This window comes from Gleimia hominis (genome assembly GCF_032085515.1).
Lineage (GTDB): Bacteria > Actinomycetota > Actinomycetes > Actinomycetales > Actinomycetaceae > Gleimia > Gleimia hominis.
Genome location: NZ_JASXSX010000001.1, coordinates 101,600 through 126,307 on the forward strand (window position 1 = coordinate 101,600; position 24,708 = coordinate 126,307).

Annotated in this window: 31 protein-coding genes; 28 read left to right on the top strand and 3 right to left on the bottom strand. The window is 57.1% G+C overall.

Annotation, left to right across the window (positions count from 1 at the left end):
- Positions 1-41 precede the first annotated feature (41 nt).
- From QS713_RS00475 to QS713_RS00510, 8 genes are all read left to right on the top strand, one after another.
- Positions 42-815, top strand: coding sequence for a phage antirepressor (locus tag QS713_RS00475; RefSeq protein WP_219585261.1), 774 nt, complete (start codon positions 42-44; stop codon positions 813-815).
- Complete coding sequence (locus QS713_RS00480; RefSeq protein ID WP_219585262.1) at positions 812-1,249, top strand: DUF7768 domain-containing protein; 438 nt, start codon at positions 812-814, stop codon at positions 1,247-1,249. The genes QS713_RS00475 and QS713_RS00480 overlap by 4 nt, the downstream gene beginning before the upstream one ends.
- Positions 1,246-3,507, top strand: a complete 2,262-nt coding sequence (locus QS713_RS00485) for a phage/plasmid primase, P4 family (RefSeq protein WP_313271546.1) — start codon at positions 1,246-1,248, stop codon at positions 3,505-3,507. Before QS713_RS00480 ends, QS713_RS00485 begins: the two co-directional genes overlap by 4 nt.
- 134 nt (positions 3,508-3,641) lie before the next feature.
- Complete coding sequence (locus tag QS713_RS00490; protein ID WP_313271548.1) at positions 3,642-3,920, top strand: VRR-NUC domain-containing protein; 279 nt, start codon at positions 3,642-3,644, stop codon at positions 3,918-3,920.
- The gene (locus QS713_RS00495; RefSeq protein WP_313271550.1) at positions 3,901-5,277 is read left to right on the top strand and encodes an SNF2-related protein; all 1,377 of its coding nucleotides are present in this window, start codon (positions 3,901-3,903) and stop codon (positions 5,275-5,277) included. Before QS713_RS00490 ends, QS713_RS00495 begins: the two co-directional genes overlap by 20 nt.
- Complete coding sequence (locus tag QS713_RS00500; RefSeq protein ID WP_313271551.1) at positions 5,268-5,726, top strand: hypothetical protein; 459 nt, start codon at positions 5,268-5,270, stop codon at positions 5,724-5,726. The genes QS713_RS00495 and QS713_RS00500 overlap by 10 nt, the downstream gene beginning before the upstream one ends.
- Positions 5,727-5,862: 136 nt before the next feature.
- Positions 5,863-6,240: an HNH endonuclease gene (locus tag QS713_RS00505; protein ID WP_313271553.1), complete on the top strand. Its 378-nt coding sequence runs from the start codon at positions 5,863-5,865 to the stop codon at positions 6,238-6,240.
- Positions 6,241-6,519: 279 nt separating this feature from the next.
- Positions 6,520-7,092 carry a P27 family phage terminase small subunit gene (locus QS713_RS00510; RefSeq protein WP_313271556.1) on the top strand — a complete coding sequence of 191 codons (573 nt, stop codon included), beginning with the start codon at positions 6,520-6,522 and terminating at the stop codon, positions 7,090-7,092.
- A gap of 24 nt (positions 7,093-7,116) precedes the next feature.
- Here the strand turns inward: QS713_RS00510 and QS713_RS00515 are convergent, their stop codons facing one another.
- Positions 7,117-7,320 (bottom strand): hypothetical protein, encoded by a 204-nt coding sequence (locus tag QS713_RS00515; protein ID WP_313271558.1) that lies wholly within the window; start codon positions 7,318-7,320, stop codon positions 7,117-7,119.
- A 115-nt stretch (positions 7,321-7,435) separates the two neighbouring features.
- Between QS713_RS00515 and metK the strand changes: the two genes are divergently transcribed.
- The 8 genes from metK (at position 7,436) to QS713_RS00550 (ending at position 14,305) form a co-directional block, all read left to right on the top strand.
- Positions 7,436-8,626, top strand: coding sequence for a methionine adenosyltransferase (metK, locus tag QS713_RS00520; protein WP_313271560.1), 1,191 nt, complete (start codon positions 7,436-7,438; stop codon positions 8,624-8,626).
- Positions 8,598-9,848, top strand: a complete 1,251-nt coding sequence (locus tag QS713_RS00525; protein ID WP_313271562.1) for a site-specific DNA-methyltransferase — start codon at positions 8,598-8,600, stop codon at positions 9,846-9,848. The genes metK and QS713_RS00525 overlap by 29 nt, the downstream gene beginning before the upstream one ends.
- A complete protein-coding gene (locus QS713_RS00530) occupies positions 9,845-11,356 on the top strand; it encodes a DNA cytosine methyltransferase (RefSeq protein WP_313271564.1) in 1,512 nt (503 codons plus the stop codon). The genes QS713_RS00525 and QS713_RS00530 overlap by 4 nt, the downstream gene beginning before the upstream one ends.
- Positions 11,357-11,431: 75 nt before the next feature.
- Positions 11,432-11,617, top strand: coding sequence for a cell division protein (locus QS713_RS00535; protein ID WP_313271566.1), 186 nt, complete (start codon positions 11,432-11,434; stop codon positions 11,615-11,617).
- The gene (locus tag QS713_RS09085) at positions 11,614-11,853 is read left to right on the top strand and encodes a hypothetical protein (protein WP_376779537.1); all 240 of its coding nucleotides are present in this window, start codon (positions 11,614-11,616) and stop codon (positions 11,851-11,853) included. The genes QS713_RS00535 and QS713_RS09085 overlap by 4 nt, the downstream gene beginning before the upstream one ends.
- Positions 11,854-11,966: 113 nt before the next feature.
- A complete protein-coding gene (locus tag QS713_RS09090) occupies positions 11,967-12,260 on the top strand; it encodes a hypothetical protein (protein ID WP_376779538.1) in 294 nt (97 codons plus the stop codon).
- A 123-nt stretch (positions 12,261-12,383) separates the two neighbouring features.
- A complete protein-coding gene (locus QS713_RS00545; RefSeq protein WP_313271568.1) occupies positions 12,384-12,671 on the top strand; it encodes an Nmad4 family putative nucleotide modification protein in 288 nt (95 codons plus the stop codon).
- Between the two features lie 29 nt (positions 12,672-12,700).
- Positions 12,701-14,305 carry a terminase large subunit gene (locus QS713_RS00550; protein ID WP_313271569.1) on the top strand — a complete coding sequence of 535 codons (1,605 nt, stop codon included), beginning with the start codon at positions 12,701-12,703 and terminating at the stop codon, positions 14,303-14,305.
- On the opposite strand, the gene QS713_RS00555 is transcribed toward QS713_RS00550, so the two are convergent.
- Positions 14,275-14,631: a DUF2651 family protein gene (locus QS713_RS00555; RefSeq protein ID WP_313271571.1), complete on the bottom strand. Its 357-nt coding sequence runs from the start codon at positions 14,629-14,631 to the stop codon at positions 14,275-14,277. The genes QS713_RS00550 and QS713_RS00555 overlap by 31 nt on opposite strands.
- Before the next feature lie 30 nt (positions 14,632-14,661).
- On the opposite strand from QS713_RS00555, the gene QS713_RS00560 reads away from it, so the two are divergent.
- Genes QS713_RS00560 through QS713_RS00605 form a run of 10 tightly spaced genes read left to right on the top strand, consistent with a single transcriptional unit; the run spans position 14,662 to position 20,771 of the window.
- A complete protein-coding gene (locus QS713_RS00560; protein WP_313271573.1) occupies positions 14,662-15,966 on the top strand; it encodes a phage portal protein in 1,305 nt (434 codons plus the stop codon).
- The gene (locus QS713_RS00565) at positions 15,963-16,844 is read left to right on the top strand and encodes a head maturation protease, ClpP-related (RefSeq protein ID WP_313271574.1); all 882 of its coding nucleotides are present in this window, start codon (positions 15,963-15,965) and stop codon (positions 16,842-16,844) included. Before QS713_RS00560 ends, QS713_RS00565 begins: the two co-directional genes overlap by 4 nt.
- A 14-nt stretch (positions 16,845-16,858) precedes the next feature.
- Positions 16,859-18,085, top strand: a complete 1,227-nt coding sequence (locus tag QS713_RS00570) for a phage major capsid protein (RefSeq protein ID WP_313271576.1) — start codon at positions 16,859-16,861, stop codon at positions 18,083-18,085.
- Between the two features lie 22 nt (positions 18,086-18,107).
- Positions 18,108-18,425 carry a head-tail connector protein gene (locus tag QS713_RS00575; RefSeq protein WP_313271578.1) on the top strand — a complete coding sequence of 106 codons (318 nt, stop codon included), beginning with the start codon at positions 18,108-18,110 and terminating at the stop codon, positions 18,423-18,425.
- A 12-nt stretch (positions 18,426-18,437) separates the two neighbouring features.
- Positions 18,438-18,770 (top strand): phage head completion protein, encoded by a 333-nt coding sequence (locus QS713_RS00580; protein ID WP_313271580.1) that lies wholly within the window; start codon positions 18,438-18,440, stop codon positions 18,768-18,770.
- Positions 18,770-19,207 carry an HK97-gp10 family putative phage morphogenesis protein gene (locus QS713_RS00585; protein ID WP_313271582.1) on the top strand — a complete coding sequence of 146 codons (438 nt, stop codon included), beginning with the start codon at positions 18,770-18,772 and terminating at the stop codon, positions 19,205-19,207. Before QS713_RS00580 ends, QS713_RS00585 begins: the two co-directional genes overlap by 1 nt.
- Positions 19,204-19,545 carry a hypothetical protein gene (locus QS713_RS00590; RefSeq protein WP_313271584.1) on the top strand — a complete coding sequence of 114 codons (342 nt, stop codon included), beginning with the start codon at positions 19,204-19,206 and terminating at the stop codon, positions 19,543-19,545. Before QS713_RS00585 ends, QS713_RS00590 begins: the two co-directional genes overlap by 4 nt.
- A 13-nt stretch (positions 19,546-19,558) precedes the next feature.
- A complete protein-coding gene (locus QS713_RS00595; protein ID WP_313271587.1) occupies positions 19,559-20,143 on the top strand; it encodes a major tail protein in 585 nt (194 codons plus the stop codon).
- Positions 20,144-20,163: 20 nt separating this feature from the next.
- A complete protein-coding gene (locus QS713_RS00600; RefSeq protein WP_313271588.1) occupies positions 20,164-20,577 on the top strand; it encodes a hypothetical protein in 414 nt (137 codons plus the stop codon).
- Between the two features lie 17 nt (positions 20,578-20,594).
- Positions 20,595-20,771 (top strand): hypothetical protein, encoded by a 177-nt coding sequence (locus tag QS713_RS00605; protein ID WP_313273810.1) that lies wholly within the window; start codon positions 20,595-20,597, stop codon positions 20,769-20,771.
- On the opposite strand, the gene QS713_RS00610 is transcribed toward QS713_RS00605, so the two are convergent.
- Positions 20,768-21,217 carry a hypothetical protein gene (locus QS713_RS00610; protein ID WP_313271590.1) on the bottom strand — a complete coding sequence of 150 codons (450 nt, stop codon included), beginning with the start codon at positions 21,215-21,217 and terminating at the stop codon, positions 20,768-20,770. The genes QS713_RS00605 and QS713_RS00610 overlap by 4 nt on opposite strands.
- A 70-nt stretch (positions 21,218-21,287) precedes the next feature.
- On the opposite strand from QS713_RS00610, the gene QS713_RS00615 reads away from it, so the two are divergent.
- Together QS713_RS00615 and QS713_RS00620 are read left to right on the top strand one after the other, a co-directional pair.
- The gene (locus QS713_RS00615) at positions 21,288-23,963 is read left to right on the top strand and encodes a phage tail protein (RefSeq protein WP_313271592.1); all 2,676 of its coding nucleotides are present in this window, start codon (positions 21,288-21,290) and stop codon (positions 23,961-23,963) included.
- 2 nt (positions 23,964-23,965) lie between these two features.
- Complete coding sequence (locus QS713_RS00620; RefSeq protein WP_313271594.1) at positions 23,966-24,658, top strand: hypothetical protein; 693 nt, start codon at positions 23,966-23,968, stop codon at positions 24,656-24,658.
- Positions 24,659-24,708 lie beyond the last annotated feature (50 nt).

Here is a 24,708-nt window from a genome sequence, read left to right on the forward strand (position 1 = left end):
CACGAGTTTTTCTCGACGGGGTCTCGGGAAGGAACCCCGCCATGGGAAACCAGATTCAAACATTCACCAACGACGTGTTCGGCACCATCCGCACCATCACCAATGATGGCCAGACGCTGTTTTGTGGGAAGGACGTCGCCACTGCGCTCGGCTACGTTAACGCCAGCAAGGCAGTACGCGATCATGCTCGCGCCGATGGGGGTCTAAAACGTTACCCCATCGTCGATGCCATGGGACGCGAACAAGAAGCCACCTTCATTACCGAAGGTGACCTCTACCGCCTCATCATCTCTTCAAAGCTCCCGGCAGCACAGAAGTTCGAAGCCTGGGTGTTCGATGAAGTGCTACCGACGATTCGCCGCCACGGCATGTACGCCTACGACGAACTACTCGCTGACGATGAATTCCTGGAGCATGCCATCGCCACTCTGCGGGCCGAACGGGCCAAACGCCTGGCAGCAGAGCAAGCCCTGCTCGAAGCGGAACCGAAAGTCTCGTACTACGACGTTGTGTTGCAGTCCGATTCGCTGTTGACGACGACCGCGATTGCGAAGGACTACGGACTCTCCGCGAAGAAGCTCAACCGGATCCTGCGAGATGCTCACGTGCAGTTCCATCAGTCGGGCCGGTGGTTCCTGTACGCGAAGTACGCCGAGCAGGGATACACCCAGTCCAAGACCCACGAATACGGCGAAGGCCAGACCCGCACCCACATGTACTGGACCCAGAAGGGACGTCTGTTCATCTACGACCTGCTCAAGAACCAGCTCGGCATCCTCCCGGTGATTGAGCGTGAAAGTCAGGTGCAAGCATGACCGTCGCGACTCTTGATATTGGTTTTTCGAAGAAGAACACCGAAGGCTATCTGGACCTGACGAGCTACCACGCTTTGAAGAAGCTCCAGCGTGAACAGTTCGGCTACCGACCCTTGGTTTATATCTGCTCGCCCTACTCAGGTGACACCGAGGCGAACGTTGAGCTCGCCCGTCAATTCTGTGGGTTTGCAGTAAGCGCGGGCAAGATCCCGTTCGCTCCGCATCTGCACTATCCCCAGTTCATGGATGATGCAGACCCTGATCAGCGTGAGTTGGCGATGTTTTTCAACAGGGTGTTGCTCGCCAAGTGCGAAGCGCTGTGGGCATATGTCGGACGCGTGAGCCCTGGTATGCGCTTAGAGATCGGGTGGGCGCGCGACCTCGAGTTGCCGATTAAGTATTTCGATTCTGATTTCAAGGAGGTCACGCCATGACCACGTCCTTCACTCTGTTTGCTGCCACGGTTACCGGCGTGCAGAACAATAACCACTACCCGCATCGACACGAGGTCACTGATGCGGCTTCGCTGACAGCGGTTGCTGGCTTTGATCACGTGGCAGCCACCTACATGAATGACCGCCGCTCAACTGCAGCGTTCATGTCTTCGGATTGCGTGGTGATGGATATCGATAACGACCACACCGAAACCCACACCGAGTGGATCACGCATGAGAAGCTCGGCGAGTTGATGTCTGGTGTGGAGTTCATGACCGCCACCTCCCGCAACCACATGAAGCCGAAGGGTGTGCTCTCCGCCCGGCCACGTTTCCACGTCTACTTCCCAATCCACACGATCACGAACGCGGACGAATATGCGGGATTCAAGCATCGCCTGGCATCACGGTTTGGTTTCTTCGACCGCAACGCTCTGGACGCAGGCAGGTTCATCTACGGCACCACCAACCCACAGATCACTGTGCATGAGGGCGACCAGTTGCTCGATGCGTGGCTCGATAACGCTGATGAGCAGGACGTGTTCGCCGCCTTCGATCAAAGCACTCTCGTGATTGGTGAAGGCTCGCGCAACGCTACGTTGTCGCGCTTCGCTGGCAGGGTCCTCATCCGCTACGGCGATACCGACCAAGCACGAGACCTCTTCGACCGCAAAGCCAACCTCTGCGAACCACCACTCAGCGAGGGCGAACTGCAGACGATCTGGAACTCGGCATGCAGGTTCGCTTCGAAGGTCGCCTCCGACCCGAGCTATCTGCCGCCAGAGGCTTATGAGGCGTTGGCGGGTTTGCGCCCGGATGATTTTTCCGATGTCGGTCAGGCAGACACATTGGCTGGCGAGTATGCGAACAAGATCCGCTACTCACTGGCTACCAAGTGGCTCGTCTACGACCACGGCGTGTGGGACGAGAACGACTTATCCGCACAAGGCGTCGTTCAAGAGCTAACTTCCCGCCAGCTCGAGGAAGCAGACCGTCTGATCGCGTCCACGTGGGAGACCATGACGGCAACCGGCGCAGATCTCGTGATGGCCTCCGCATCGTCGAAAGCACGCGGCATCGCCAAGCTCACGCCTGTGCAGGCGTCCGCGTTCCGGGCGTGGGATGAGGCAAAAAACTACCACAAGTTTGTTCTCTCCAGGCGTTTATCACGCAACATCACGGCCACGTTGAAAGAAGCCGGGCCAATCTTGCAGGTACGTATCCGCGACCTCGACGTCGACCCCTACCAGCTCAACACCCCGGCAGGTACCTGGGATCTACGCGACGGCACAAGCCACGGGCACAATCCAGCCGATCTGCTGACCAAGCAGACCGCTGTCAGCCCCAGCGATGAGGGCGCACAGATCTGGGCCGACGCCCTGGACGTGTTCTTCCAAACAGATGCCGAGTTGATTGGTTACGTGCAGCGCATTGTCGGCCTGGCAGCTATCGGGCAAGTCTTCGTCGAAGCCCTCGTCATCGCCTACGGGGACGGCCGCAACGGCAAATCCACCTTCTGGAACACTATCGCCCGAGTGTTGGGGACGTATTCGGGCACGATCTCAGCCGACGCGCTCACTGTCGGGGTGCGCCGCAACGTCAAACCCGAACTCGCCGAAGCCAGAGGCAAACGGCTCTTGATCGCGGCTGAAACCGAGGAAGGCATGCGCCTATCAACCTCGAACGTCAAACAGCTTGCCTCGACCGATCAGATCTCGGCAGAGAAAAAGTTCAAGGACCCCTTCGCCTTCACACCCTCCCACACGCTCGTGCTCTACACGAACCATTTACCGCGTGTGGGAGCCATGGACGCAGGCATCTGGCGGCGTCTAATCGTCATCCCGTTCAACGCCACCATCGAAGGCGATACGGACGTGAAGAACTACGCCGACCACCTCTACGAATACGCTGGCGGGGCGATCCTTTCCTGGATCATGGAGGGAGCGCGCCTCATTCACACCGAGGGCTACAAGCTCAAAGCCCCACTTCAGGTCGTTCAAGCCTCACAGGCCTATAAGGAAGACAACGACTGGTTCTCCCAGTTCCTTGAAGACTCATGCGACGTCGAGAACGGCTTATCAGAGCGTGCCGGTGACCTCTACCAGACGTATCGAGCGTGGGCGCAAAACACCTCAGGATGGGCGCGCCCGATGGTCGACTTCAACGCTGCGGTCGAACAAGCCGGATTCGTGCGGAAAAAGACCAAACACGGCATGTACGTCTACGGGCTCGCGATCGCATCCGAGTTCGGCAACTAACCCCATGGTGACGAGCTGTGACGAGCCATTCCCTACCTTACGCATGTGAAATTACATGGTGTTTTTCTCTATATAAAAGGTTAGGAACGACTCGTCACATGCCGTCACCCCTGAATTGAACTCAAGGAGTGACCATGAACGAACACGTAATTGAAACGAAACTCAAGAACGCCGTTGAAGACATCGGTGGCTTGTGCTGGAAGCTTGTCTGCCCTGGAACCACGGGTGTACCTGACCGGATATGCCTGATGAACAGCCGGGCTGTTTTCGTTGAGCTCAAAGCACCAGGCAAACAGCCACGCCCAATCCAATTACGTCGGATGAACCAACTGCGCGACCAGGGATTCCAGACCTTCGTCATCGATTCGGTGGACGGCATCAAGGAGGTGCTTGATGCACTATCAGCCGCATAACTACCAAACACAAGCAACCCAATACATCATCGACCACGACGAGGCCGCGATTCTCCTTGGGATGGGTTTGGGCAAATCAGTGATCACGTTGACGGCGATCTGGCAGCTCATGCTCGACTACTTCACCATCCACCGCGTCCTCGTCATCGCACCACTGCGGGTAGCCCGCGATACGTGGCCAGCCGAAATAGCGAAGTGGGATCACCTTGATGGGCTCACCATCGCGGTCGCTGTTGGAAACAAGCAAGACCGGCTGAACGCTCTCGCGGCGTCTGCGATGGTGACCATCATCAACCGTGAAAACATTCCATGGTTGGTGAACCAATTCGGGGGTAGCTGGCCGTTCGACATGGTCGTCATCGACGAACTCTCCAGCTTCAAAAACCACCGCGCGAAGCGGTTCACGGCGTTGGTGAAAATGCGGCCCTTTGTGAAGCGCTGGGTCGGGCTGACCGGCACGCCAGCGTCGAACGGGCTCATGGATGTCTGGGCGCAATTCCGGCTCCTCGACGGAGGTCAGCGTTTGGGCCGTTTCATTACTCGTTATCGCGATCGTTGGTTCGTACCCGACAAAAGGAACGGGATGCAGGTGTTCACCTATAAGCCACGCGTGGGTGCTGAGGATGAGATCTACGGCGCGATCTCGGATATGACGTTGTCGATGCGAACCACCGACCACCTGCAGCTACCAGAGCTGACGGTGACGACAATGCCTGTGGTGCTGGAGCCGAAAGAACGGTGCGTCTACGAGCAACTCAAGGCAGACCTCGTCCTCGACCTTGATGGGGCGACGATTGATGCTGCGAATGCTGCTGCGTTGTCGGGCAAGTTGCTGCAGTTGGCATCGGGCGCGATCTACACCGGCGACGGTCAGTGGGCTCCCGTGCATGATCGGAAACTTGACGCTCTAGAAGACCTGTATGAGGCAGCCAACGGCAGCCCGTTATTGGTGGCGTATTGGTTCACTCACGACCGCAAGCGCATCACCGCGCGATTCCCACAGGCTCGGGAGCTGAAAACCTCGGCCGATATCGAGGCGTGGAACAGGGGCGAGATTGTGCTTGGGCTGATTCACCCCGCATCTGCGGGTCACGGTCTGAACCTGCAGGCAGGTGGGCATCTGTTGGTGTGGTTTTCGCTGACGTGGAGCCTGGGGCTTTACCAGCAGACGAACGCGCGCCTGTATCGGCAAGGGCAATCCGAACCTGTGACGATCACGCATCTTGTTGTGGAAGGGACGCTCGATGAAGCCGTGCTCAAAGCTCTTGATGCGAAGGACGCTACTCAGGCTGCGTTGATTGACGCGGTCGCACAAGAAATCCACACAACTACTGAAAGGACACGCTCATGCATGTGATGACGAAATACCTCGACACTCGTAAGGCCGCGATCGCCGCTCTGCAGGATTATGCGGTGATGGAACAGATCATCGAGAGTACCGACGAGCAGATCAAGGCGGCTTATGCTGACGCGGTTAGCCCAGCATCACCGCGCATGGACGGCACACCACCCTCGGGCGACCTCCACGCTTCGGAGAACCGGATCGTGGCGAGCATTGAGCGAATAGATGCGTACAAGGCTCGCTACTTGCAGGCTCGCCAGTACATGGACTGGTTCTTGCCTGCGTGGGAGGTCATCGCTGAAGACGACCGCTTCATCCTCGAAGGCTTCTTCCTTAGCGAGGGGACGCAAGATGAGAAGGTGTCGATGATCGCTGATCATTTCTATGTCGAGCGTGACACGGTCTATCGGCGCAAGAACCGGGCCCTCGACAGGTTCGCCACCGCCTTGTATGGACAGCTTTAGCGTTAGCGGGTATCCGAAACATGCGATAGAAAACCGCATATCGGTGTGAGAACATGTAAGTGGTTGAAAACTAGGTGAAGCCCCAAGAACCCACGCGGGAACTTGGGGTTTCACCATGTTCGGGAAGGAGCCAGCGATGCCAGAAAAACCAGCGTCCCCGTGCTCCCACCCCGGCTGCCCCGAACTCACCCACGAACGTTTCTGCGAGCAGCACGCGAAGGCGGAAGACGCACACTATCGGAAGTATCAGCGTGATCCGAAGATCAACCGCCGCTACGGCGCGCGTTGGCGCAAGATTCGCGCCGCCTACATCGCACAACATCCTTTGTGCGAGGACTGCCTAGAGCAAGGCAGGTATACGCCGGTGCAGGAAGTCCACCACGTTCTCCCGCTCGAACACGGCGGCACCCACAACTTCAACAACCTCCGAAGCCTATGCAAGCCCTGCCACTCCAGACAGACCGCGCTCGATGACGACCGATGGCGGCAACAACCTCGGGTCTACACCTACTGACGAGCACACGTTGCCCGCTGGCGCGACGATCATCTGGAACCTCAAAGTTACCCACCTCGATGGTGTTTGCCGAACACGAGCCAACGTCGAAAGCCTGGCGAGGGGTAGGGGGCTCTCGATCTCTACAGCTCTTGGGAAGGTCAGCGGGCGGGGCCAACCGCGCGCAAAATTTCCGAATCAAACAGGGTATTGACCCGCCCCACGAATTCTTCAGCGCCCGCGAGCGCACTTTCGGCCTCCAGTCCAAGGCCACAACGGCCTAGACAAGGAGGCACACCCATGGCGAAAGACGGCACCAACCGGGGCGGACGCCGCGTGCGAGCCGGTGCAAAGCCCGATCCGTTGAATGAGAAGCTCGCAGCTGGCCGCTCAACCACGCGGCTTGATGATCCGCTGAACGAGCCGTTCGATTTCGAAGGCAGCGACATCGGGGACGGTGCGGTACTGGCTGGTGAGATCATGCCCGAACCGTCCGACTACCTGTCCGAGGTTCAACGTGATGGTAAACCGCTGGGCGCTGACCTTGTCTACCGAGAAACGTGGCAATGGCTCGATCAACGTGGCTGTTCCCAGTTCGTCGCCCCACGCCTGATCGAAGCCTATGCGCAGGCGTTCGCTCGGTATGTGCAGTGTGAGCAGGCGATCTCCAAGTTTGGTTTGTTGGGGAAGCACCCGACGACTGGGGCGGCTATCGCGTCCCCGTTTGTGGCCATGTCCCAGTCGTTTGGCAAGCAGGCGAATGTGTATTGGTATGAGATTTTTGAGATTGTTAGGGCTAACTGCACTAGTGACTATTCGGGTGCGGCTCCGGGTGATGACGTGATGGAGCAGCTATTGAAAGCACGCTCGTAGATGCGTCCTAGTTGCTTGCCGGGGTTATTTTGAGCGTTTTGTTGCGCTGAAAGCTGCCCCTAGCGCGATTCCAACTCCTGTGCCGATAGCTAACGCTGAGGCGTTATCGTCCATAATGAACCGAAAGATAATGCTGGTCATTATCCCGGCAATCATTCCATAGGCCACGGCTTTACCATCGCCGGTAGAAGGCTCTGGCGGATTAGGCTTACTCGTTTCGTCTTTCACGTATTCCAGTATCACACACGATTCGGGTTCGCCTGTCTATCTTCGCTCCCCACTCTTGGCTGACAAGGCGGGGAGTTTTTGTTTCTTTTGATTTTTCTACTGAAAGGGCATTCCTATGACTATGGTTCGCAGCGCTGAAGCAGTGTGTATCGGCCATCCCGATAAGCTCTGCGATCTGATCGCTGACACAATCCTTGACGACATCCTCTACGAGGATCCCGCCGCACGCGTCGCAGTAGAAGTGATGGCCTCTGGCCACAGGATCATCGTCACAGGTGAAATCACCACTACCTGCCGGCCGCGTATTCGTGAATCGGTGCGCTATGCGCTGGTCAAGGCGGGTTATGTGCCGTGGAAGTTCCTCGTCTTCGTCTGGACACGCCGCCAGTCCCCAGACATCAACGCAGGAGTCACCCGATCGCTCGAAGCACGGTTCGGTGACGACACCGAATTCGCCCTCCAAGGAGCAGGTGACCAAGGAACCGTTTACGGATACGCCACGGCTGAGACCCCGGAGCGTTTGCCGTTGCCGCTTGTGCTCTCACACGAGATTTGCGCCCGGCTCGACCAGGTACGCAAGCAAGGCACGATCACCGGTATTAAGTCCGATGGTAAGGCACAGGTAACAGTTTGTTACGACGCTGCTGGTAAGCCCGTGGCGATTGAAACCGTGGTGGTGTCGATCCAGCACGATAAAACCAAGGATCTCGATGAGTTGGCGGCGGAGGTGAAAACACTGATCGTCGCACCCGCGTGCAAACCGTATCTGCCGATCAGCGCTGACACCGAGATTCTGGTGAATCCCTCGGGCTTGTTTACGGTTGGTGGGCCGAAGGCGGACACTGGACTGACGGGCCGCAAGCTCATGGTCGACACCTACGGCGGGCTCGCCCCTCACGGCGGCGGAGCATTCTCGGGCAAGGACGCCTCGAAGGTGGACCGCTCGGGTGCATATATGGCGCGCCTGATCGCCAAGACTATCGTCGACGCCCGGTTGGCCGTCGAGTGTCAAGTGAGCATGAGTTATGCGATTGGGAAGGCTGACCCAGTCGCCTTCACCATCGACACCCTCGGAAGCGGTGAGTACTCCGACCAGATCCTTAACCTTGCAGCACGAGAAGTGTTCCCGCTGCGCCCCGGTGGAATCATCGATGCCTTGAACCTTCGCAAGCCTGGCTTTACACAGTATTCAACCTACGGTCACTTCGGCCATGCCGGTCTGCATTGGGAGAACTCTTTCGCTCACGTTAATGCTTTAGGGAAGGCGGTGAAGAAGCATGCTCATGAAAACAATGCCAATAGCTGAGCTGAAGCCCGCTGACTACAATCCGCGTAAAGACCTCCAGCCCGGTGATCCTGAGTATGAGAAGCTCAAGCGATCTTTGACCGAGTTCGGCTACGTCGAACCCGTCATCTGGAACTCCACCACTGGTCATGTCGTGGGTGGGCATCAGCGTTTGAAGGTGCTGGAAGACCTCGGCCACACGGACGTGGACGTGATCGTCGTGGAGCTGGATGAGACGCGCGAGAAAGCCCTCAATATCGCGTTGAATAAGATCAGTGGCGAGTGGGACAACGACAAACTGGCTCTCCTCATCGCCGATCTCGATGCTTCGGATTTCGATGCTGAGCTCACCGGTTTTGACGACGCTGAGATCGCGCAGCTTATCGGCTCGCTCGATGAGGGTGAGGTGGAGGATGATGATTTCGACCTCACTGCCGCACTCGAAGCAGCCGCGTTCGTGGAGCGTGGTGATGTGTGGACGGTCGGCTGCCACCGACTCGTGTGCGGCGACGCCACCTCACAAACCGACGTTGAGGCTTTGATGGGTGGGAAGCGCGCGAACCTCGTACTCACCGATCCGCCCTATAACGTCGCCTTCGAATCAGGGTCGGGTTTGTCGATTAAGAACGACAAGATGGATGGCGATAAGTTCTACGACTTCCTGCTATCGGCGTTTACGAACATGGTGGGCGTGTGTGAGAAAGGCGCATCCGCCTACGTTTTTCACGCTGACACTGAAGGGTTGAATTTCCGTCGCGCCTTCGCAGAGGCCGGATTCTATCTTTCGGGGTGTTGCATCTGGGTCAAAGACTCTCTGGTTCTTGGTCGCTCGCCCTACCAGTGGCAGCACGAGCCAGTGCTCTTTGGTTGGGTGAAGACAGGTAAGCATCGCTGGTATGCGGATCGGAAACAGACCACGATCTGGAATTTCGCTAAGCCACGCCGTAACGCTAACCACCCCACCTCCAAGCCGCTGGATTTGTTGGCGTATCCGATTGGGAACTCCACGCAGGCGAACGCGATCGTGCTCGACACGTTTGCAGGGTCAGGTTCGACGCTGATGGCGTGCGAGGCAACCGACCGCATCTGCTATTGCATGGAGCTTGACGAGAAATACGCGAGCGTTATTCTTCGCCGCTATGCCGAACACACTGGTGATGCCGCAGGTATCACCTGTTTGCGTGAGGGCAAAGAGTATGCGTATTTGGATTTGGTGCGGGATGTTGATCGGGGTGAATCGTGAGTGGTTTGACGTTAGGTTCCTTGTTTGATGGTTCGGGCGGTTTTCCTTTAGCTGCCAAAATGGTTGGTATCAAACCGATGTGGGCATCTGAGGTAGACCCCTTCGCTATCCGGGTAACTAGGAAAAATCTGCCTGAAGTTCGCCATGTTGGCGATATTAATTTGTTAGATGGTGGCCGGTTACAGCCGGTGGATGTGATCACGTTTGGTTCACCTTGTCAGGATTTATCTATCGCAGGTAAGCGGAGCGGGATTGATGGGTCTCGCTCCTCACTGTTTTACCAAGCTGTGCGGATTATTGAAGAAATGAGGCAAGCAACTCATGGTGTCTACCCAAGATATGCTGTGTGGGAAAACGTGCCGGGCGTATTCTCCTCAAACCACGGGGCCGACTTCGCCGCGGTCTTGCAAGCGTTTATCGAGGTGTCCTGCCAGCAAACGCCACGCATTCCTGTTCCTGAAACCAGCTGGGCAACCAGCGGATACGTCTTGGCAGATGGGGCATCACTTGCATGGCGAGTGCTCGATGCTCAATTTTTCGGAGTGCCCCAACGTCGTCGTCGTATCTTCCTTGTCGCAGATTTTGCAGGACAATCCGCACCCGAGATTCTATTTGAGTCCCAAAGCAGCACAAGGAATCCTGACGCGAGCAAAGAAGAAAAACAAAACCCTGCCCGAGCAATTAGCCCAAGCACTACAGGCAACCGGTGCGGGGCGTTAATTCTTCGTATGCGTGCCGGTAAGCCAGGCGGTGGTAAAGGGCCGTTGATTCAGCATGACCTTTCAGGCACATTGGGAACTGGTGCTGACCAAGTCTTATTTGAACCTAGCATGCAGGTGATGCTTGATTACCATCCGAATGATTCACGCATCGAAATTGGCGACCAGGTAACAAGTCAAACCTTAACTTCACGAATGGGAACAGGAGGTGGAAATGTTCCACTCCTACTCGACCAACCTGTATACGGTATAAATTCCGTCCACGACAATCGTAAATATGGTGGCGAATGCGGTTACGAAACCACTGTGGCAAAAACTCTTGATTTAGCTGGCGGTAATCCCGCATGCAATCAAGGCGGAATGGTCATTCTCGAACCGATCTATGCTTCTTCTAAATCTGATCATTTCACGAGGGCAACTACAAATGTTGCTGGTGCACTTTTGGCAAGTGATTCACACCAGCCACCTATTGTCGCTAATACGATGCTTCGCCCACGCAAACTCACACCCCTCGAATGTTCTCGTCTACAAGGCTTCCCGGACTATTGGTGTGACAACCTCACAAACCTCGACCCAGACGAAGACGAAATCAGGTACTGGGAGGGCGTGTGGAAGAACTGGAACCTAGGACGGGGCGTGAAACCGAAAACTCGCAGCCAAATCACTACTTGGCTGAAAACCGCGCCAACTGATTCAGCACAGTACAAACTGTGGGGAAATGGGGTGGCATTACCAGTAGTGAAATACGTCCTCAACAGGCTACAAAAAGCAGCCAATACGACTGGATAAGCGGGCGCACCTATGGCTGTATGTACATGACCAAACAAGATCCCTAACTGGGGAAACACGAATTGGAGGATGGTCATGAGCGAACTACATATTGAACTGACCGAAATGCTAGAAGTAGGCGTCGACCTGTGGAACCGTGCTGAAGCATTCGGGTACGCCTGCGAACACGACTTCGAGCTAGCCACAACCTGCATCAACGACTACCCAGATGACTATCTCGGTTTCATCGCATCTTGGTTCGACCAGGAGGTGGCAGCATGACCCGGATTCCCTTCTCCCCGAACAAGAGAGGGCGCAAGAAACTCGCCGACACCATCGCCTCTCACCTTGGCGTCAGAGCGGAGTATACGGGCACGCCCACGTTCGACTACCAGATCGGGCAAGCCCGGCTAGATCGGGACTGGGTACTCCACCTCCCAGAGGACATCGACGCCGAAGCGCTCATTGAAGCCACACAGAAGGCCGGGTTCGCGCCCACGAGCAGGAGTACGGGCTGACGCTTGCTTTCCCCACGACCGGTTGGGACGAAGCCACAGCCGCGAAGCTCCAAGCCCTGCTCGCCGCCAAGGGAGAACTCATCGCTAAGGCGCTGGGCATTCCGGCCACTCCGATGAATTTGAATGCGGTGGAGGGAACGGTTGAGTTTGCCTGGTTCGAACAACTTCCTGACGCGGAGGTGATCGAGGCGGCCAGTGTGCTCCTTCAGCTCATGATCGAGCAAGCCAAGACCTCCACCCGCATCTCACCGAAACCACCTGAACCAGGGAATGATAAGTATGCGATGCGCTGCTGGCTCCTACGCCTGGGCATGATCGGCGACAGCTACAAGCACGTGCGTCGAGTCCTGCTGACCAACTTGGAAGGGAATGCGGCGTGGAAAACCACGCCCACACAGGCCGAATAAACGGGAAATATGCAAGAGATCAGAATCTCTATTCTTCCTGTGTAAATACGCCGAAAACGGCTGGATAACCGCGCACACCTATGGCTGTATGTACATGACCAAACAAGTACAAAGGAGAAGGTCATGAACAACGAAAAGACCACGATGGAGCAGCTGCAGATGGCAACCGACAGCTACGGCACGGTGATCCCCTACGGAGACTTCGTCCTCGCCTCGGCATACCGGCACCTGGGCAAAGGCCGGATCGGAAACGACGCCCGCGTCTACAAGCTCGCCGAGCAGCCCATCCCTAGCTGGGGATCGGATGCCCGTGGCTTCATTGAATGCGAACTCGACCTGGTCGCCGAAGCCGACAACCTCTTTGAGGACGCCGGGCATGCCATCGCCTGGGCGCTTGCCCACACCAACTAACCAGCACAGGAAGGAGCCTGAAGGGTGTGATGCGCACTCTCGACACCTACACGCCGACCCGATTCATGGCCACAGGCTCACGCTACGACAAGCGTAAAGCCGACTTCGCGGTCGCGTTCATCCAAGCCCTGAAACACACCAAAGGCCGCTGGTCAGGCAAACCCTTCCAGCTCATCGACTGGCAAGAGCAAATCATCCGCGACCTATTCGGCACCGTCAAAGAAGACGGATACCGCCAATTCACCACGGCCTATGTTGAGATCCCTAAGAAGATGGGCAAGTCGGAACTCGCCGCCGCCGTCGCGCTGCTTCTGACGTGTGGGGATGGTGAGGAACGTGCTGAGGTTTATGGGTGCGCGGCGGATCGTCAGCAGGCTTCGATCGTGTTTGAGGTGGCGGCCGACATGGTGCGCATGAGCCCAGCGCTGTCCAAGCGGGTGAAGATCCTCGCCAGCCAGAAGCGGATTTTTTACAAGCCCACCAACTCCTTCTACCAAGTGTTGAGCGCTGAGGCGTATTCGAAGCACGGGTTCAACATCTCCGGTGTCGTCTTCGACGAGCTACATACCCAACCCAACCGTGCCTTGTTCGATGTGATGACGAAAGGCTCAGGTGATGCGCGAACCCAGCCGTTGTACTTCCTCATCACGACAGCGGGTACCGATACGCATTCGATTTGTTATGAGCAGCATGAGAAAGCTGAAGACATCCTCGCAGGCAAAAAGCACGATCCCACGTTCTACCCAGTGATTTACGGGGCCGGCCGTGAGGACGACTGGACCGACGAGGACGTGTGGCATAAGGCTAATCCGAGCTTAGGAATCACGGTTCCGATCGAGAAAGTCCGCCAAGCCTGCACGAGCGCGAAGCAGAACCCTGCTGAAGAAAACACTTTCCGACAGTTACGTTTGAATCAGTGGGTGAAGCAGTCTGTGCGGTGGATGCCCATGCACGTCTGGAACCAAAACAACGCACCTGTTGATCTGTCCGATCTGGAGGGGCGGGTGTGTTACGGCGGGCTGGATCTTGCGTCAACGACGGATATCACGGCATTCGTGCTCGTCTTCCCACCCGAGTCTGGCGACGAGCCCTATGTGTTAGCGCCGTGGTTCTGGATACCCGAAGACAACCTCAAACTGCGCGTTAACCGTGACCACGTGCCCTACGACCTGTGGCAACAGCAAGGCTTCCTACAAACCACGGAAGGCAACGTCGTCCACTACGGAGCAATCGAAACCTTCATTGAGCAACTCGGGCAGCGCTTCGACATTAGGGAGATTGCGTTCGACCGGTGGGGCGCGGTTCAAATGAGCCAAAACCTCGAAGGGCTCGGTTTCACCGTTGTACCGTTCGGACAAGGGTTTAAGGACATGAGCCCGCCGTCAAAAGAGCTGATGAAGCTCGCACTCGAAGGTCGGCTTGCCCACGGCGGACATCCAGTCCTGTCGTGGATGGTCGATAACATTCACGTGCGTACTGACCCTGCCGGCAACATTAAACCCGACAAGCAAAAGAGCACCGAGAAGATTGACGGCGTGGTCGCCACGATCATGGCTCTTGACCGCGCTATCCGAAACGGCAGCGGGCACGTCAGTGGCAGTGTTTATGACGAACGCGGCCTACTCGTGCTGTGAGCACGCGCATGGATGAACGCGCCGATGCCTGTGCCGATCAGTCCCAAGATCGAGTAGGCGAAGCCGTAGATGAGGGCTGAATCGTTGTAGTACACGAACAGTGTGGTCAAGAACCCTGCGAACGGGGCCAGTAGCCACCACCAGCCGAACCCGTGGTGTGCCCCATCGATAACGCTCAAAACGATGGTGAGTAGTGGAAACGCGATGAACCACTTGGCGTTGGGATCGCTCAGCCTGCTGATCCACATGGAGATGAGCGGCAACAACCAAAATGCCGCTAGCAGGACACTCATCAGTGCCCACGACTGTTTTGAGGGCGCTTTCATATTCCAATTCTACATGTGAAAGGACACCGCATGGGTTTTCTGAATTGGCTGCGTGGCGACACCACTCGCACCGCTGACGATCATGCGATCAGCTCTGGTTATAGCTTTTTCTTTGGGGCGACGTCATCGGGTCGTCCGGTGACGGAACGTAGCGCGATGCAGATGACTGCCGTTTACAGTTGCGTGCGGATCTTGGCCGAAGCAATCGCTGGTTTGCCATTGCACGTCTACCAGCAGAGCAGTGATGGTGCGAAGGTGAAGGCGCTCGACCATCCGCTCTACAGGTTGTTGCATGATGAGCCGAATCCAGAGATGACGAGCTTCGTGTTCCGCGAAACCCTCATGACCCACCTTCTCCTGTGGGGTAATGCGTTTGCTCAGGTGATCCGCAACGGCCGTGATGAGGTCATCGGCTTGTATCCGCTCATGCCAAACAGGATGACGGTCGGACGTGACGAGGCTGGACGGTTGTATTACGAGTATGAGCGTACGTGGGATGAACCGTCCGGGCGCTTCGAAACCGTCACGTTGGCCGCGCGCGACGTGCTCCATATTCCAGGACTCGGCTTCGACGGCCTGGTTGGTTATAGCCCGATTGCGATGGCGAAGAACGCCATCGGTTTGGCGCAGGCTACCGAGGACTACGGGGCGAGCTTTTTCGCTAATGGTGCTGCTCCTGGTGGGGTGTTGGAGCATCCGGGCACGATCAAAGACCCCGCGCGCGTCAGGGAATCGTGGCAGTCCACCTTCGGTGGCGCTCGTAACGGCAACAAAGTTGCGGTACTTGAGGAGGGCATGAAATACACGCCCATCTCCGTCAGCCCAGAACAAGCTCAATTCCTTGAAACGAGGAAGTTTCAGATCAATGAGATCGCCCGCATTTTCCGTATCCCGCCGCACATGATCGGTGACCTCGAAAAGAGCTCATTTTCGAACATTGAGCAGCAGAGTCTCGAGTTTGTGAAGTACACGCTTGATCCGTGGGTGATCCGCTTCGAACAAGCCATCACCAAAACCCTCCTCAGCCCGCGTGAGAAGCCGCAGATCTACGTGAAGTTCAACCTCGAAGGCTTACTGCGAGGGGACTACAAGTCACGGATGGATGGATATGCGGTGGCACGCCAGAACGGGTGGATGAGCGCCAACGACATCCGCGAACTAGAAAACCTCGACAAGACCCCTGCCGAGGCTGGCGGCGACCTCTACCTGGTAAACGGGAACATGCTCCCGCTCGGTCTTGCGGGGGCTTACGCCGCCACCCACCAGGAATCAGAACCTGAACCGTCGTTGGCCCAGGAACCGACGAGTGAATCTTCTGTAAGGAGGAGGATATGAGACGTTTTTGGAACTGGCTCACACCCGAGCCACACAACACTGACCCGGACGCAGATGCAGTCCGGGTCTTGCGCATTAGCGGCACAATCGCTGAAGAATCCTGGTTCGATGACGATGTCACGCCGAGAATCTTCGCTAGTGAGTTGAATGCTGGGTCTGGGCCGGTGACGATCTGGCTCAACAGCCCCGGAGGGGACGTGGTTGCTGCCGCGCAGATCTACAACATGCTCATCGACTACCCAGGCACAGTCACCGTCAATATCGACGGCATCGCCGCATCCGCCGCGTCCGTGATCGCCATGGCCGCCACGAAGGTCGCCATGAGCCCCGTGTCGATGTTGATGATTCACAACCCGGCCACCATGGCGGTCGGTGACAAGGACGAACTCGCACGTGCGATGAGCATGCTTGATTCGGTTAAAGAATCGATCCTGAATGCATATCAGGAGAAGACGGGCATGAGTCGGGCGAAGCTGTCCAAGCTCATGGACGCTGAGACCTGGATGGACGCGAGGGCTGCGATCGACATGGGTTTCGCCGACGAACTCCTCACCAACCAACGCAACCCAATGTTTGCGGTCTCGCCTGAGAAGCCCGACGATGAGCCGGATGACGATGATGACCCGGTCGAGTCTCCCAACGAACCTGACAAGGACGACGGCGAGGAGTCGAAGCGCCCTCCGTTCCCACTCACAAAGAACGAGCGTCTGGGTGTGGTGTTTTCCCGCCGCGCCAGCGAACAAAAGCTCGTCGCGCATTTGACCGCCACATCACCGCCGAGACCGGTGCGACCACCACGCCCCACTGTTCAGCCCGCTGCACCTGTTGGTCGGCGGGTTTGTGATTTGTACGCCGAACTGATCAATCAACCCCACTGAAAGGACTAATATCCATGTCTACTTCACTTTCTGTTTCTGACCTTCGTACCAAGCGCTCCGACGTCTGGGAGAAGGCGAAGGCCTTCCTCGATGAGCGCCGCGATGCTACATCGGGCTGCTTGTCGGCTGAAGATGATCAGGCTTACGCGAAGATGGAAGCCGAAATCGATCGACTCACCAACGAGATCGCACGCTCCGAACGAGCCCTGCGCCGCGACGCCGACCTCGCCAAGGCAACCAACACACCGCTGACCTCAATGCCAGGCATCAACCCTGACGATGAAGCCAAACCCACGACCCCACGCGCTTCAGCCTCCTACAAACGAGCCTTCTGGGACGTGATGCGGCTCAACGCTTCTCCGATGGAAGTACGCAACGCACTCTCCGAAGGCGTCGATACTGAAGGCGGATACTTGGTGCCGGATGAGTTTGAACGCACACTGATCTCATCACTTGAAGACCAGAACATCATGCGCTCCCTAGCGAAGGTCATTCAAACCACCAGTGGGGATCGCAAGATCCCAGTCGTTTCCACGCATGGCACTGCCGGGTGGCTCGATGAAGGCAAGCCGTACACCGAGTCGGACGAATCCTTCACCCAAGTGACGCTGTCGGCATTTAAGCTCGGCACCTTCCTCAAAATTTCAGAGGAACTCTTGAACGATAGCGCGTTTAATGTCGAGCAGTATTTGGCGGCGGAGTTTGCTCGCCGTATCGGTGCTGCTGAAGAAGAAGCCTTCCTCACCGGGGACGGTAAGAACAAGCCCACCGGTATTTTCGCAGCCACTGGTGGTGGCGAGAAGGCGGTGACCACAGGCAAGGCCACCGACATTACGGCTGATGAGCTCATCGACCTGCACTACGCCCTGCGTGGCCCGTATCGGAAGACCGCGGTGTGGCTGATGAACGACTCGACCGTGAAAACCATCCGGAAGCTCAAGGATGGTAACGGCCAGTATTTGTGGCAGCCAGCCCTGACCGCAGGAACACCGGATCTGGTTCTCGGCCGCCCCGTGCACACGAGCACGTTTGTTCCGGAGATTAAGGCTGGTGCGTCCACGGTTGCTTTCGGTGACTTGTCGTATTACTGGATCGCCGATCGGCAGGGTCGCTCGTTTAAGCGGCTGAACGAACTGTTCGCCACCACCGGGCAGGTCGGGTTCCTCGCTTCGCAGCGTCTGGATGGCAAGCTCGTCCTGCCCGAAGCAGTCAAACTGTTGACCCAGAAGACCGGAGCATAACCAAGGAGAGGAGGTGGCCGCAATGACCACGGTTGATTTGGTTGCGCAGGTGAAGGCGAATCTGCTCATCACCTTCGACAATGACGACAAGCTGATCGGCGCGCTGATCAATGCGGCCACCTCCTACGCCTGCTCCTTCCAGCACCTGCCCGAAAACCACTACGAAACACACGAGATGTCTGGGGCAACCAGGCAAGGCATTGTCATGCTCGCCTCCCATTTCTATGAGTCTCGTGATGGTTCCACGGCAGGTTTCTGGGCAGATAAGCCCGATGCCGCTAAAGCGGTATGGAACGCGGTGAACAATCTGCTGCGTCTGGATCGGGATTGGAAAGTCTAAGGAGAACAACTCATGGCTTCTTTGGGATCCATGCGCACCACAATCGACCTTATACAGCCGACGGTTGTTCGGGATAAGGCGGGGTTCACCACCACACGCTACGAGATCAAAGCGACCATACGGGCGCAGATCGAGGTGCGGCACGCCAGCGGAGCGTGGGTGAACCGCGCAGCATACTCACAGGCCGACGTCCTCTTCCGTATCCGCACCGTCCCCGGACTATCCGTGACCGCTGATATGGAGATCAGTGGCCCGGATGGGCGGTATGTGATTGACGCAGTTGAGGTGATCGGCAGGTATGTCGAGATTCTTGCCCACCAGACCACACCCGAAGGAAGAAACTGATGGCTCGAGTGCAGATTCGCTTGCCGAACGCGTTTATTGATTCCCTCGACGCTGCCAGCCGTGTGCTCGAAACATCTGCTGATGAGGTTCTGCAAGCTGGGGCTGCGGTGGTTGAGCCGCGTATGCGAGCCAACCTCACGGGCGCGATCGGACGGGCCACCAAGCAGCCCTCACGCTCAACCGGGCAACTACTCGCAGCGTTGGGCACAACCTCGGTGAAAGTAAACAGTCGAGGTGATTACAACATTAAGGTCGGCTTCGCTGAGAACCGCCGAGACGGACGGTCGAATGCGTTGATCGCCAACGTCCTCGAACACGGCCGTAGTGATCAGCCTGCACGTCCATTTCTTGCACCCACACGGTCACAAACAAGGCGGGGCGCTATCGAGGCTATGAAAACAGCGCTCACAGCGCGGATTGAGCAGGTGGGGCCATGACCGCACTCCTCGAACAGCTCACGACGATCGCTGACGAGCTTGGTTTGCCGTTCGAAGTCAGCCTCTACACGACCACGCCAGCGCCGCAGACGTATCTCGTGGCAACCCCACTGACAGACATGTTCGACGTGTTCGCAGATAATCAACCCAGTATCGAGGTTGAGGAAGTTCGCCTCGCACTTTTCACGAAATCTAACTATCTCGACCTGCGCAACCTCATTACCCGCGCCCTGCTCGACGCAGGATTAACGATCACTGCCCGCAGCTATGTCGGCTTCGAAGCTGATACCGGATTTCACCATTACGCGATAGACGTCGCAACCCACCACGCACTCTGAAAGGACACTCCCCATGGCAACGATTGGTTTAGACAAGCTCTACTACGCCACCATCACTGAAAACCCTGACACGGGTGAGGAAACCTACGCGAAACCCAAACCGCTGGCCAAAGCCATCTCCGCAGAACTGAGCGTCGAAGTGGCCGAAGCAATTCTGTATGCCGATGACGGCCCTTCTGAGATCGTCAAGGAATTCAAATCCGGAACCCTCACTTTGGGGATTGATGATCTTGGTGGTGAAGCAGCCGCAGCCCTCACTGGCGCGACCGTGGATTCCAACGGCGTGCTCATCTCCGCCTCAGAAGATGGCGGGGCTCCGGTGGCGATCGGGTTCCGAGCAGCACGCTCCAACGGTAAGTATCAGTATTTTTGGCTCTACCGGGTCAAGTTCGCCCTGCCAACCGAAACGCTGGCCACCAAAGCCGACTCGATCACGTTCTCCACTCCGAGCATTGAGGGCACGATTTTGCGGCGTAACAAGCCAGATGAGAAGGGGCGGCATCCGTGGAAGGCCGAAGTGCTAGAGGGCGGCACCGGGGTCAAGCCTGAGACGATTACCGGCTGGTACGCCCAAGTCTACGAACCCGCTACAAGCTAACGAGCAAGGAGTACCAAGCGATGACCAGCAAGAAGAAAGATCCTGTTGTTGAACCTGGCCGTTCCGCCACTGTCACCATTGGCGGGGAGGACTACGAGCTCGTGCTCACCACGAAAGCCACGCGTCTGATTGCCGAGCATTATGGCGGACTCGAACATCTGGGCAACGCCCTCGAAACGTCTGATGATTTGGGCAAGACACTGGGTGAGGTGATTTGGTTGATCACGCTACTGGCCAACCAGTCCATCCAGATCCATAATCACCGCCACCCAGACGACAAGCGCCCAGAGCTGAGTGAGGACGAGGTTGAACTACTGACTGTGCCTGCTGATCTGGCGGATTATCGTGGCGCGATTGCCGAAGCTCTCCAGCGCGGCACACGCCGAGACATCCTGACCGAGCCAGCCCCAAAAGCACCAGAAGCGGACGGATAGTCGACAACGATCAGGCTGTGTTCACGCGGCTGACCTACATTGGAATGGCCCACCTCCACCTATCACGGGTAGAGGTGGGCTTAACCGTGTTCGGGGAACTGTTGGATCTGGTCGACTGCTGGCGGCTAGAAACCGGCAGAGCCCAGCCGCTACGTCACTGGTTCATCGACGACATCATCCCCGCAGGGATCTAAATGGGTCGATGTGACATGGGTGATTCACTCACGAGACGATCAAATTCCTTACGTGCAGCTTTTTCGACCTTTTCCCAGTTAAATACGCCCTTCGCTATTTCCACAAGGGTATTCAAGTCGCATTCGCCTTTATCGAGCTCCGCATGCAGGAGATCAGAGAGTGCCTTTGCTTCCTCTTGTAGGCCTAAAGCTTCAAGAATCCAAAGATACATCTCTGGCCGTTTCATTCCCCTCCAAGTCTTACTTGCAATTAGCAAGTGCTTATTGCGCTTATCGCAGGCATCTACTTGAACGGGTTTAGAAACAAAAAATCCAGCGCAATGCATCCGGGTGGTAAACCACCAGCGGTCGTTGTCGTTTTGAGGATAACGAGCTTCGAATATGTCAGATAAGGGTGTTGGAACGATTAGTTCGCCAAGAACTGCACCGAAATCTTCCGAGCTCATGTCCATAGCGTCCCCCTTCGCTTAGCAATTTGATCCCTTTTCATTATCCCTTCGAGGAGGTGACTTTGTCATGGCTGACTCCAGTTTTGGTTTGAAGATTGGGCTTGAGGGCGAGCGCGAGTTCAAGCGCGCGATCACGGATATTAACCGTGAGATGCGGGTGCTCGGCAGTGAGATGAAGCTTGTTGCATCCTCGTTTGATAAGAACGACAAGTCCGCCGAAGCCCTCACCGCCCGTAACCAAGTGCTCGGTAAAGAGATCGAGGCGCAGAAAGCCAAGATCGAGACCCTGCGCGCCGCACTCGAAAACTCCGCCACGAGCTTTGGTGAGAATGATTCGCGGACGAAGAATTGGCAGATCCAGCTCAACAACGCAGGCGCTGAGCTCAACCGTCTCGAGAGCGAACTCAAATCGAATAACGACGCCCTGTCCGATTTCGGGAACGAGGCAGACGGCGCGGGAGATGATGCGAAGGGCGCTGCCAAAGATGCGGGCAAACTCGAGGGTGCGGTGGATGACCTCGGCGACGAGATGGACACCACCAGCTCCAAGACCCGCATTTTCGGCGACGTGCTCAAAGCCAATCTCGCCTCCGAAGCCATCATCGCAGGAGTCAAAGGAATCGGGCATGCGATCGCCTCGATTGGTCGCGGCATGGCCGGAGCCCTCAAAGAAGGCGTGGAATACAACGCGCGTATGGAGCAATACTCCACGTCGTTTACGACGATGCTGGGTGACCAAGCCAAAGCTCAGAAGCTTGTGAATGATTTGAAGGTTGAGGCGGCGAAGACTCCGTTTGGTATGGAGGACCTCGCGGGCAACATGCAAACCCTCCTGAGCTTCGGAATGAGCCTTGAGGATGCGAAAAAGCACCTGAACGAAATCGGCGACATCTCCCAAGGTGATGCGGTGAAGATGGAGTCCTTGACACTTGCGTTCGCGCAGATGTCCTCGACCGGCAAGCTCACGGGTCAGGACTTGCTGCAGATGATCAACGCCGGATTCAACCCCCTGGAGGAAATATCCCGCAAGACCGGCAAAAGCATTGGTGAGCTCAAGGAGGATATGGCCAAGGGCGCAATCAGCGCTGACATGGTAGCTGACGCCTTCGCCAGTGCTACTGCTGAAGGCGGGCGTTTCTACGGGGCCATGGACGCCCAATCACAGACCTTTAGCGGCCAGTTGGCGACGATGCAGGATGGGGTTGAAAATCTCAAGGGGTTGTTGGCTGGTGGTCTGTCGGAGGCGTTGGCTGGGTCGGTGTTGCCGATGGTCAACGGGTGGATCGATGAGCTCACGGCAGCGTTTGAAGAAGGCGGCGCACCCGCCTTGATCGACACCCTCGGCACCGTCTTACAGGAAGCTCTCGGGTTTATTGCTGAGCAGTTGCCGATGGTCGTTGAAACCGGCATGTCCATTCTCACCGCATTGTTAGAGGGCATCATCGAGGTGCTCCCGCAGGTCGCGGAAACAGCGGTGACGCTGATTATCACGCTGGTGGAAGCGATCATCGAAGCGTTGCCGTCGCTGTTGGAGGCTGCGATTCAGATCATCGCCACCCTAGTTTCTGGTATCGGTGAAGCCTTGCCAGAACTGGTTCCGGCTGCGGTGGAGATGCTCATGGCTTTGGTGCAGGGCCTGGTCGATAACCTGCCATTGCTTCTTGATGCGGCGTTGCAGCTCATCACCGGACTTACCGAAGGCCTCATCGCAGCGATCCCTGTCGTCATCGAAGCCCTCCCACAAATCATCACCGGCATCGTCACGTTCCTTGTGGGTGCGATCCCGCAAATCATCGAAGCAGGAATCCAACTCTTAACGGCTCTGATCGGTGCGTTGCCGCAGATCATCACAGCGATTGTGGCGGCTTTGCCGCAGATTATTACCGCGATCGTGGGCGGCGTGGTCGGCGCAATCCCGCAACTCATCCAAGCAGGGATCCAGCTACTGACGGCGTTGATTGGTGACCTGCCGCAAATCATTACAACGATCGTGGCAGCACTGCCGCAGATTATCGCCAGTATTGTGTCGGCGATTGGTGGGGCTATCCCGCAACTCATCCAAGCAGGCATCCAACTCCTCACGGCACTCGTGCGGGCGTTGCCCCAGATCATCACGACGATCGTCGCAGCAATCCCACAGATCATTACCGGCATCGTCTCTGCCGTTGGCCAGGGTGTTTCAGCGATGGCTGAAGCGGGTAAGAACCTCGTCTATGGCCTGTGGAATGGCATCCAAGGCTTGGCGGGCTGGTTGTGGAATCGGGTCTCGAATTGGGCGAGCGGGATTTGGGATTCGATCACCGGCTTCTTCGGCATCCACTCACCGTCACGCAAGATGGCGTGGGCAGGACGGATGCTCGTCGAAGGCCTCGCAGGATCCATCCGCACCGACGGCAACAAGGCCGTCACCGCCGCTTCTGGGCTCGCGCGTGACACGATGGACGCCTTCAGCGACCTTGAAGACGGGCTTCATGTACCGATCGAGACGATGGCAGACCTGCAGGTACCTGCCGTTGATCTCACCCCGCAACCCGTGACTGTATCTCAGCGAAGCACCGATGAAGTAGCGGAGCGTGTGGATGTGGCAAGCATTGTTGATGCGACGGCGAAGCGAATCCTGTCCTCGCTGGACATTAGCGTGACGCTCTCGGATGGGACGCTGGTGGGCAAACTCGCACCCGCCCTCGATAAACAACTCGCGCGCCTGGACCGCAGGCAGACCGTGATGGCAGGAGGCTACTGATCATGTTTGGCTTCACCCTCAACAGCGCGGTGACCTCTACGTCGCTTGGGCTGCGACTCACGGCACCGGTTGCGATTCCAGCAGCTGTCCGTGCGGTGGATGATATTGAGGTCGAGGGCAGAGCAGGCACCCTGACCCGGTACACGGGCTGGGAGGATGCCGAGATTGAGCTTGACCTCGCCGTTCCTATCCGTGGCGGTCTCGACCAGTATCGAAGAGCCGCCCACCACCTCACGGACGCGTCCACGATCGCGTTCACTGGTGAGTCGGGTGTGTATCGGAAGGTTAAGCACTGCGAAGTCTCGGAATTGCGTCGGGAGCTGTCGGGGTGGGGGCTGTTCACCGCGCGGCTCACCTGCCAACCCTTCGCTTACCTTACGAGTGGGCTCGCACCGGTGACGATGTTGGAGTCGGGGACGATCACTAACCCAGGACTTCTTGATGCGGCTCCGATCATCACTGTTACAGGCACGGGCATGCTCTCGCTGACGATCAATGCGCGCGTCTATCACGTGAACTCACCAGCAGGCTCCGTCACGCTCGACAGCGAACGCCTCGTCGCACACGCCCACGGGAAAGTCCAGACCGACGCACTCAGTGAAGCATTCCCAGTCTTCAAGCCTGGGGTCAATCGGATCACGCTCGGCGCTGGTATCTCGAAAGTGGTCATTGTGCCGAATTGGCGCAACCCCTAACACCCAACTCACGCAAGTTCCGATGGTCATCCCTTCGTGGGGTGGCCAAA

What these genes read in the sequence shown, in the direction of transcription:
- QS713_RS00580 (WP_313271580.1), top strand. Translation starts at nt 18,438, where the DNA reads ATGGCTTCTTTGGGATCCATGCGCACCACAATCGACCTTATACAGCCG.
- metK (WP_313271560.1), top strand. Translation starts at nt 7,436, where the DNA reads ATGACTATGGTTCGCAGCGCTGAAGCAGTGTGTATCGGCCATCCCGAT.
- QS713_RS00475 (WP_219585261.1), top strand. Translation starts at nt 42, where the DNA reads ATGGGAAACCAGATTCAAACATTCACCAACGACGTGTTCGGCACCATC.
- QS713_RS00615 (WP_313271592.1), top strand. Translation starts at nt 21,288, where the DNA reads ATGGCTGACTCCAGTTTTGGTTTGAAGATTGGGCTTGAGGGCGAGCGC.
- QS713_RS00550 (WP_313271569.1), top strand. Translation starts at nt 12,701, where the DNA reads ATGCGCACTCTCGACACCTACACGCCGACCCGATTCATGGCCACAGGC.
- QS713_RS00620 (WP_313271594.1), top strand. Translation starts at nt 23,966, where the DNA reads ATGTTTGGCTTCACCCTCAACAGCGCGGTGACCTCTACGTCGCTTGGG.
- QS713_RS00610 (WP_313271590.1), bottom strand. Translation starts at nt 21,217, where the DNA reads ATGAGCTCGGAAGATTTCGGTGCAGTTCTTGGCGAACTAATCGTTCCA.
- QS713_RS09085 (WP_376779537.1), top strand. Translation starts at nt 11,614, where the DNA reads ATGACCCGGATTCCCTTCTCCCCGAACAAGAGAGGGCGCAAGAAACTC.
- QS713_RS00595 (WP_313271587.1), top strand. Translation starts at nt 19,559, where the DNA reads ATGGCAACGATTGGTTTAGACAAGCTCTACTACGCCACCATCACTGAA.
- QS713_RS00565 (WP_313271574.1), top strand. Translation starts at nt 15,963, where the DNA reads ATGAGACGTTTTTGGAACTGGCTCACACCCGAGCCACACAACACTGAC.
- QS713_RS00535 (WP_313271566.1), top strand. Translation starts at nt 11,432, where the DNA reads ATGAGCGAACTACATATTGAACTGACCGAAATGCTAGAAGTAGGCGTC.
- QS713_RS00570 (WP_313271576.1), top strand. Translation starts at nt 16,859, where the DNA reads ATGTCTACTTCACTTTCTGTTTCTGACCTTCGTACCAAGCGCTCCGAC.
- QS713_RS00485 (WP_313271546.1), top strand. Translation starts at nt 1,246, where the DNA reads ATGACCACGTCCTTCACTCTGTTTGCTGCCACGGTTACCGGCGTGCAG.
- QS713_RS00525 (WP_313271562.1), top strand. Translation starts at nt 8,598, where the DNA reads ATGCTCATGAAAACAATGCCAATAGCTGAGCTGAAGCCCGCTGACTAC.
- QS713_RS00545 (WP_313271568.1), top strand. Translation starts at nt 12,384, where the DNA reads ATGAACAACGAAAAGACCACGATGGAGCAGCTGCAGATGGCAACCGAC.
- QS713_RS00585 (WP_313271582.1), top strand. Translation starts at nt 18,770, where the DNA reads ATGGCTCGAGTGCAGATTCGCTTGCCGAACGCGTTTATTGATTCCCTC.
- QS713_RS00495 (WP_313271550.1), top strand. Translation starts at nt 3,901, where the DNA reads ATGCACTATCAGCCGCATAACTACCAAACACAAGCAACCCAATACATC.
- QS713_RS00505 (WP_313271553.1), top strand. Translation starts at nt 5,863, where the DNA reads ATGCCAGAAAAACCAGCGTCCCCGTGCTCCCACCCCGGCTGCCCCGAA.
- QS713_RS00560 (WP_313271573.1), top strand. Translation starts at nt 14,662, where the DNA reads ATGGGTTTTCTGAATTGGCTGCGTGGCGACACCACTCGCACCGCTGAC.
- QS713_RS09090 (WP_376779538.1), top strand. Translation starts at nt 11,967, where the DNA reads ATGAATTTGAATGCGGTGGAGGGAACGGTTGAGTTTGCCTGGTTCGAA.
- QS713_RS00510 (WP_313271556.1), top strand. Translation starts at nt 6,520, where the DNA reads ATGGCGAAAGACGGCACCAACCGGGGCGGACGCCGCGTGCGAGCCGGT.
- QS713_RS00575 (WP_313271578.1), top strand. Translation starts at nt 18,108, where the DNA reads ATGACCACGGTTGATTTGGTTGCGCAGGTGAAGGCGAATCTGCTCATC.
- QS713_RS00480 (WP_219585262.1), top strand. Translation starts at nt 812, where the DNA reads ATGACCGTCGCGACTCTTGATATTGGTTTTTCGAAGAAGAACACCGAA.
- QS713_RS00555 (WP_313271571.1), bottom strand. Translation starts at nt 14,631, where the DNA reads ATGAAAGCGCCCTCAAAACAGTCGTGGGCACTGATGAGTGTCCTGCTA.
- QS713_RS00600 (WP_313271588.1), top strand. Translation starts at nt 20,164, where the DNA reads ATGACCAGCAAGAAGAAAGATCCTGTTGTTGAACCTGGCCGTTCCGCC.
- QS713_RS00490 (WP_313271548.1), top strand. Translation starts at nt 3,642, where the DNA reads ATGAACGAACACGTAATTGAAACGAAACTCAAGAACGCCGTTGAAGAC.
- QS713_RS00590 (WP_313271584.1), top strand. Translation starts at nt 19,204, where the DNA reads ATGACCGCACTCCTCGAACAGCTCACGACGATCGCTGACGAGCTTGGT.
- QS713_RS00500 (WP_313271551.1), top strand. Translation starts at nt 5,268, where the DNA reads ATGCATGTGATGACGAAATACCTCGACACTCGTAAGGCCGCGATCGCC.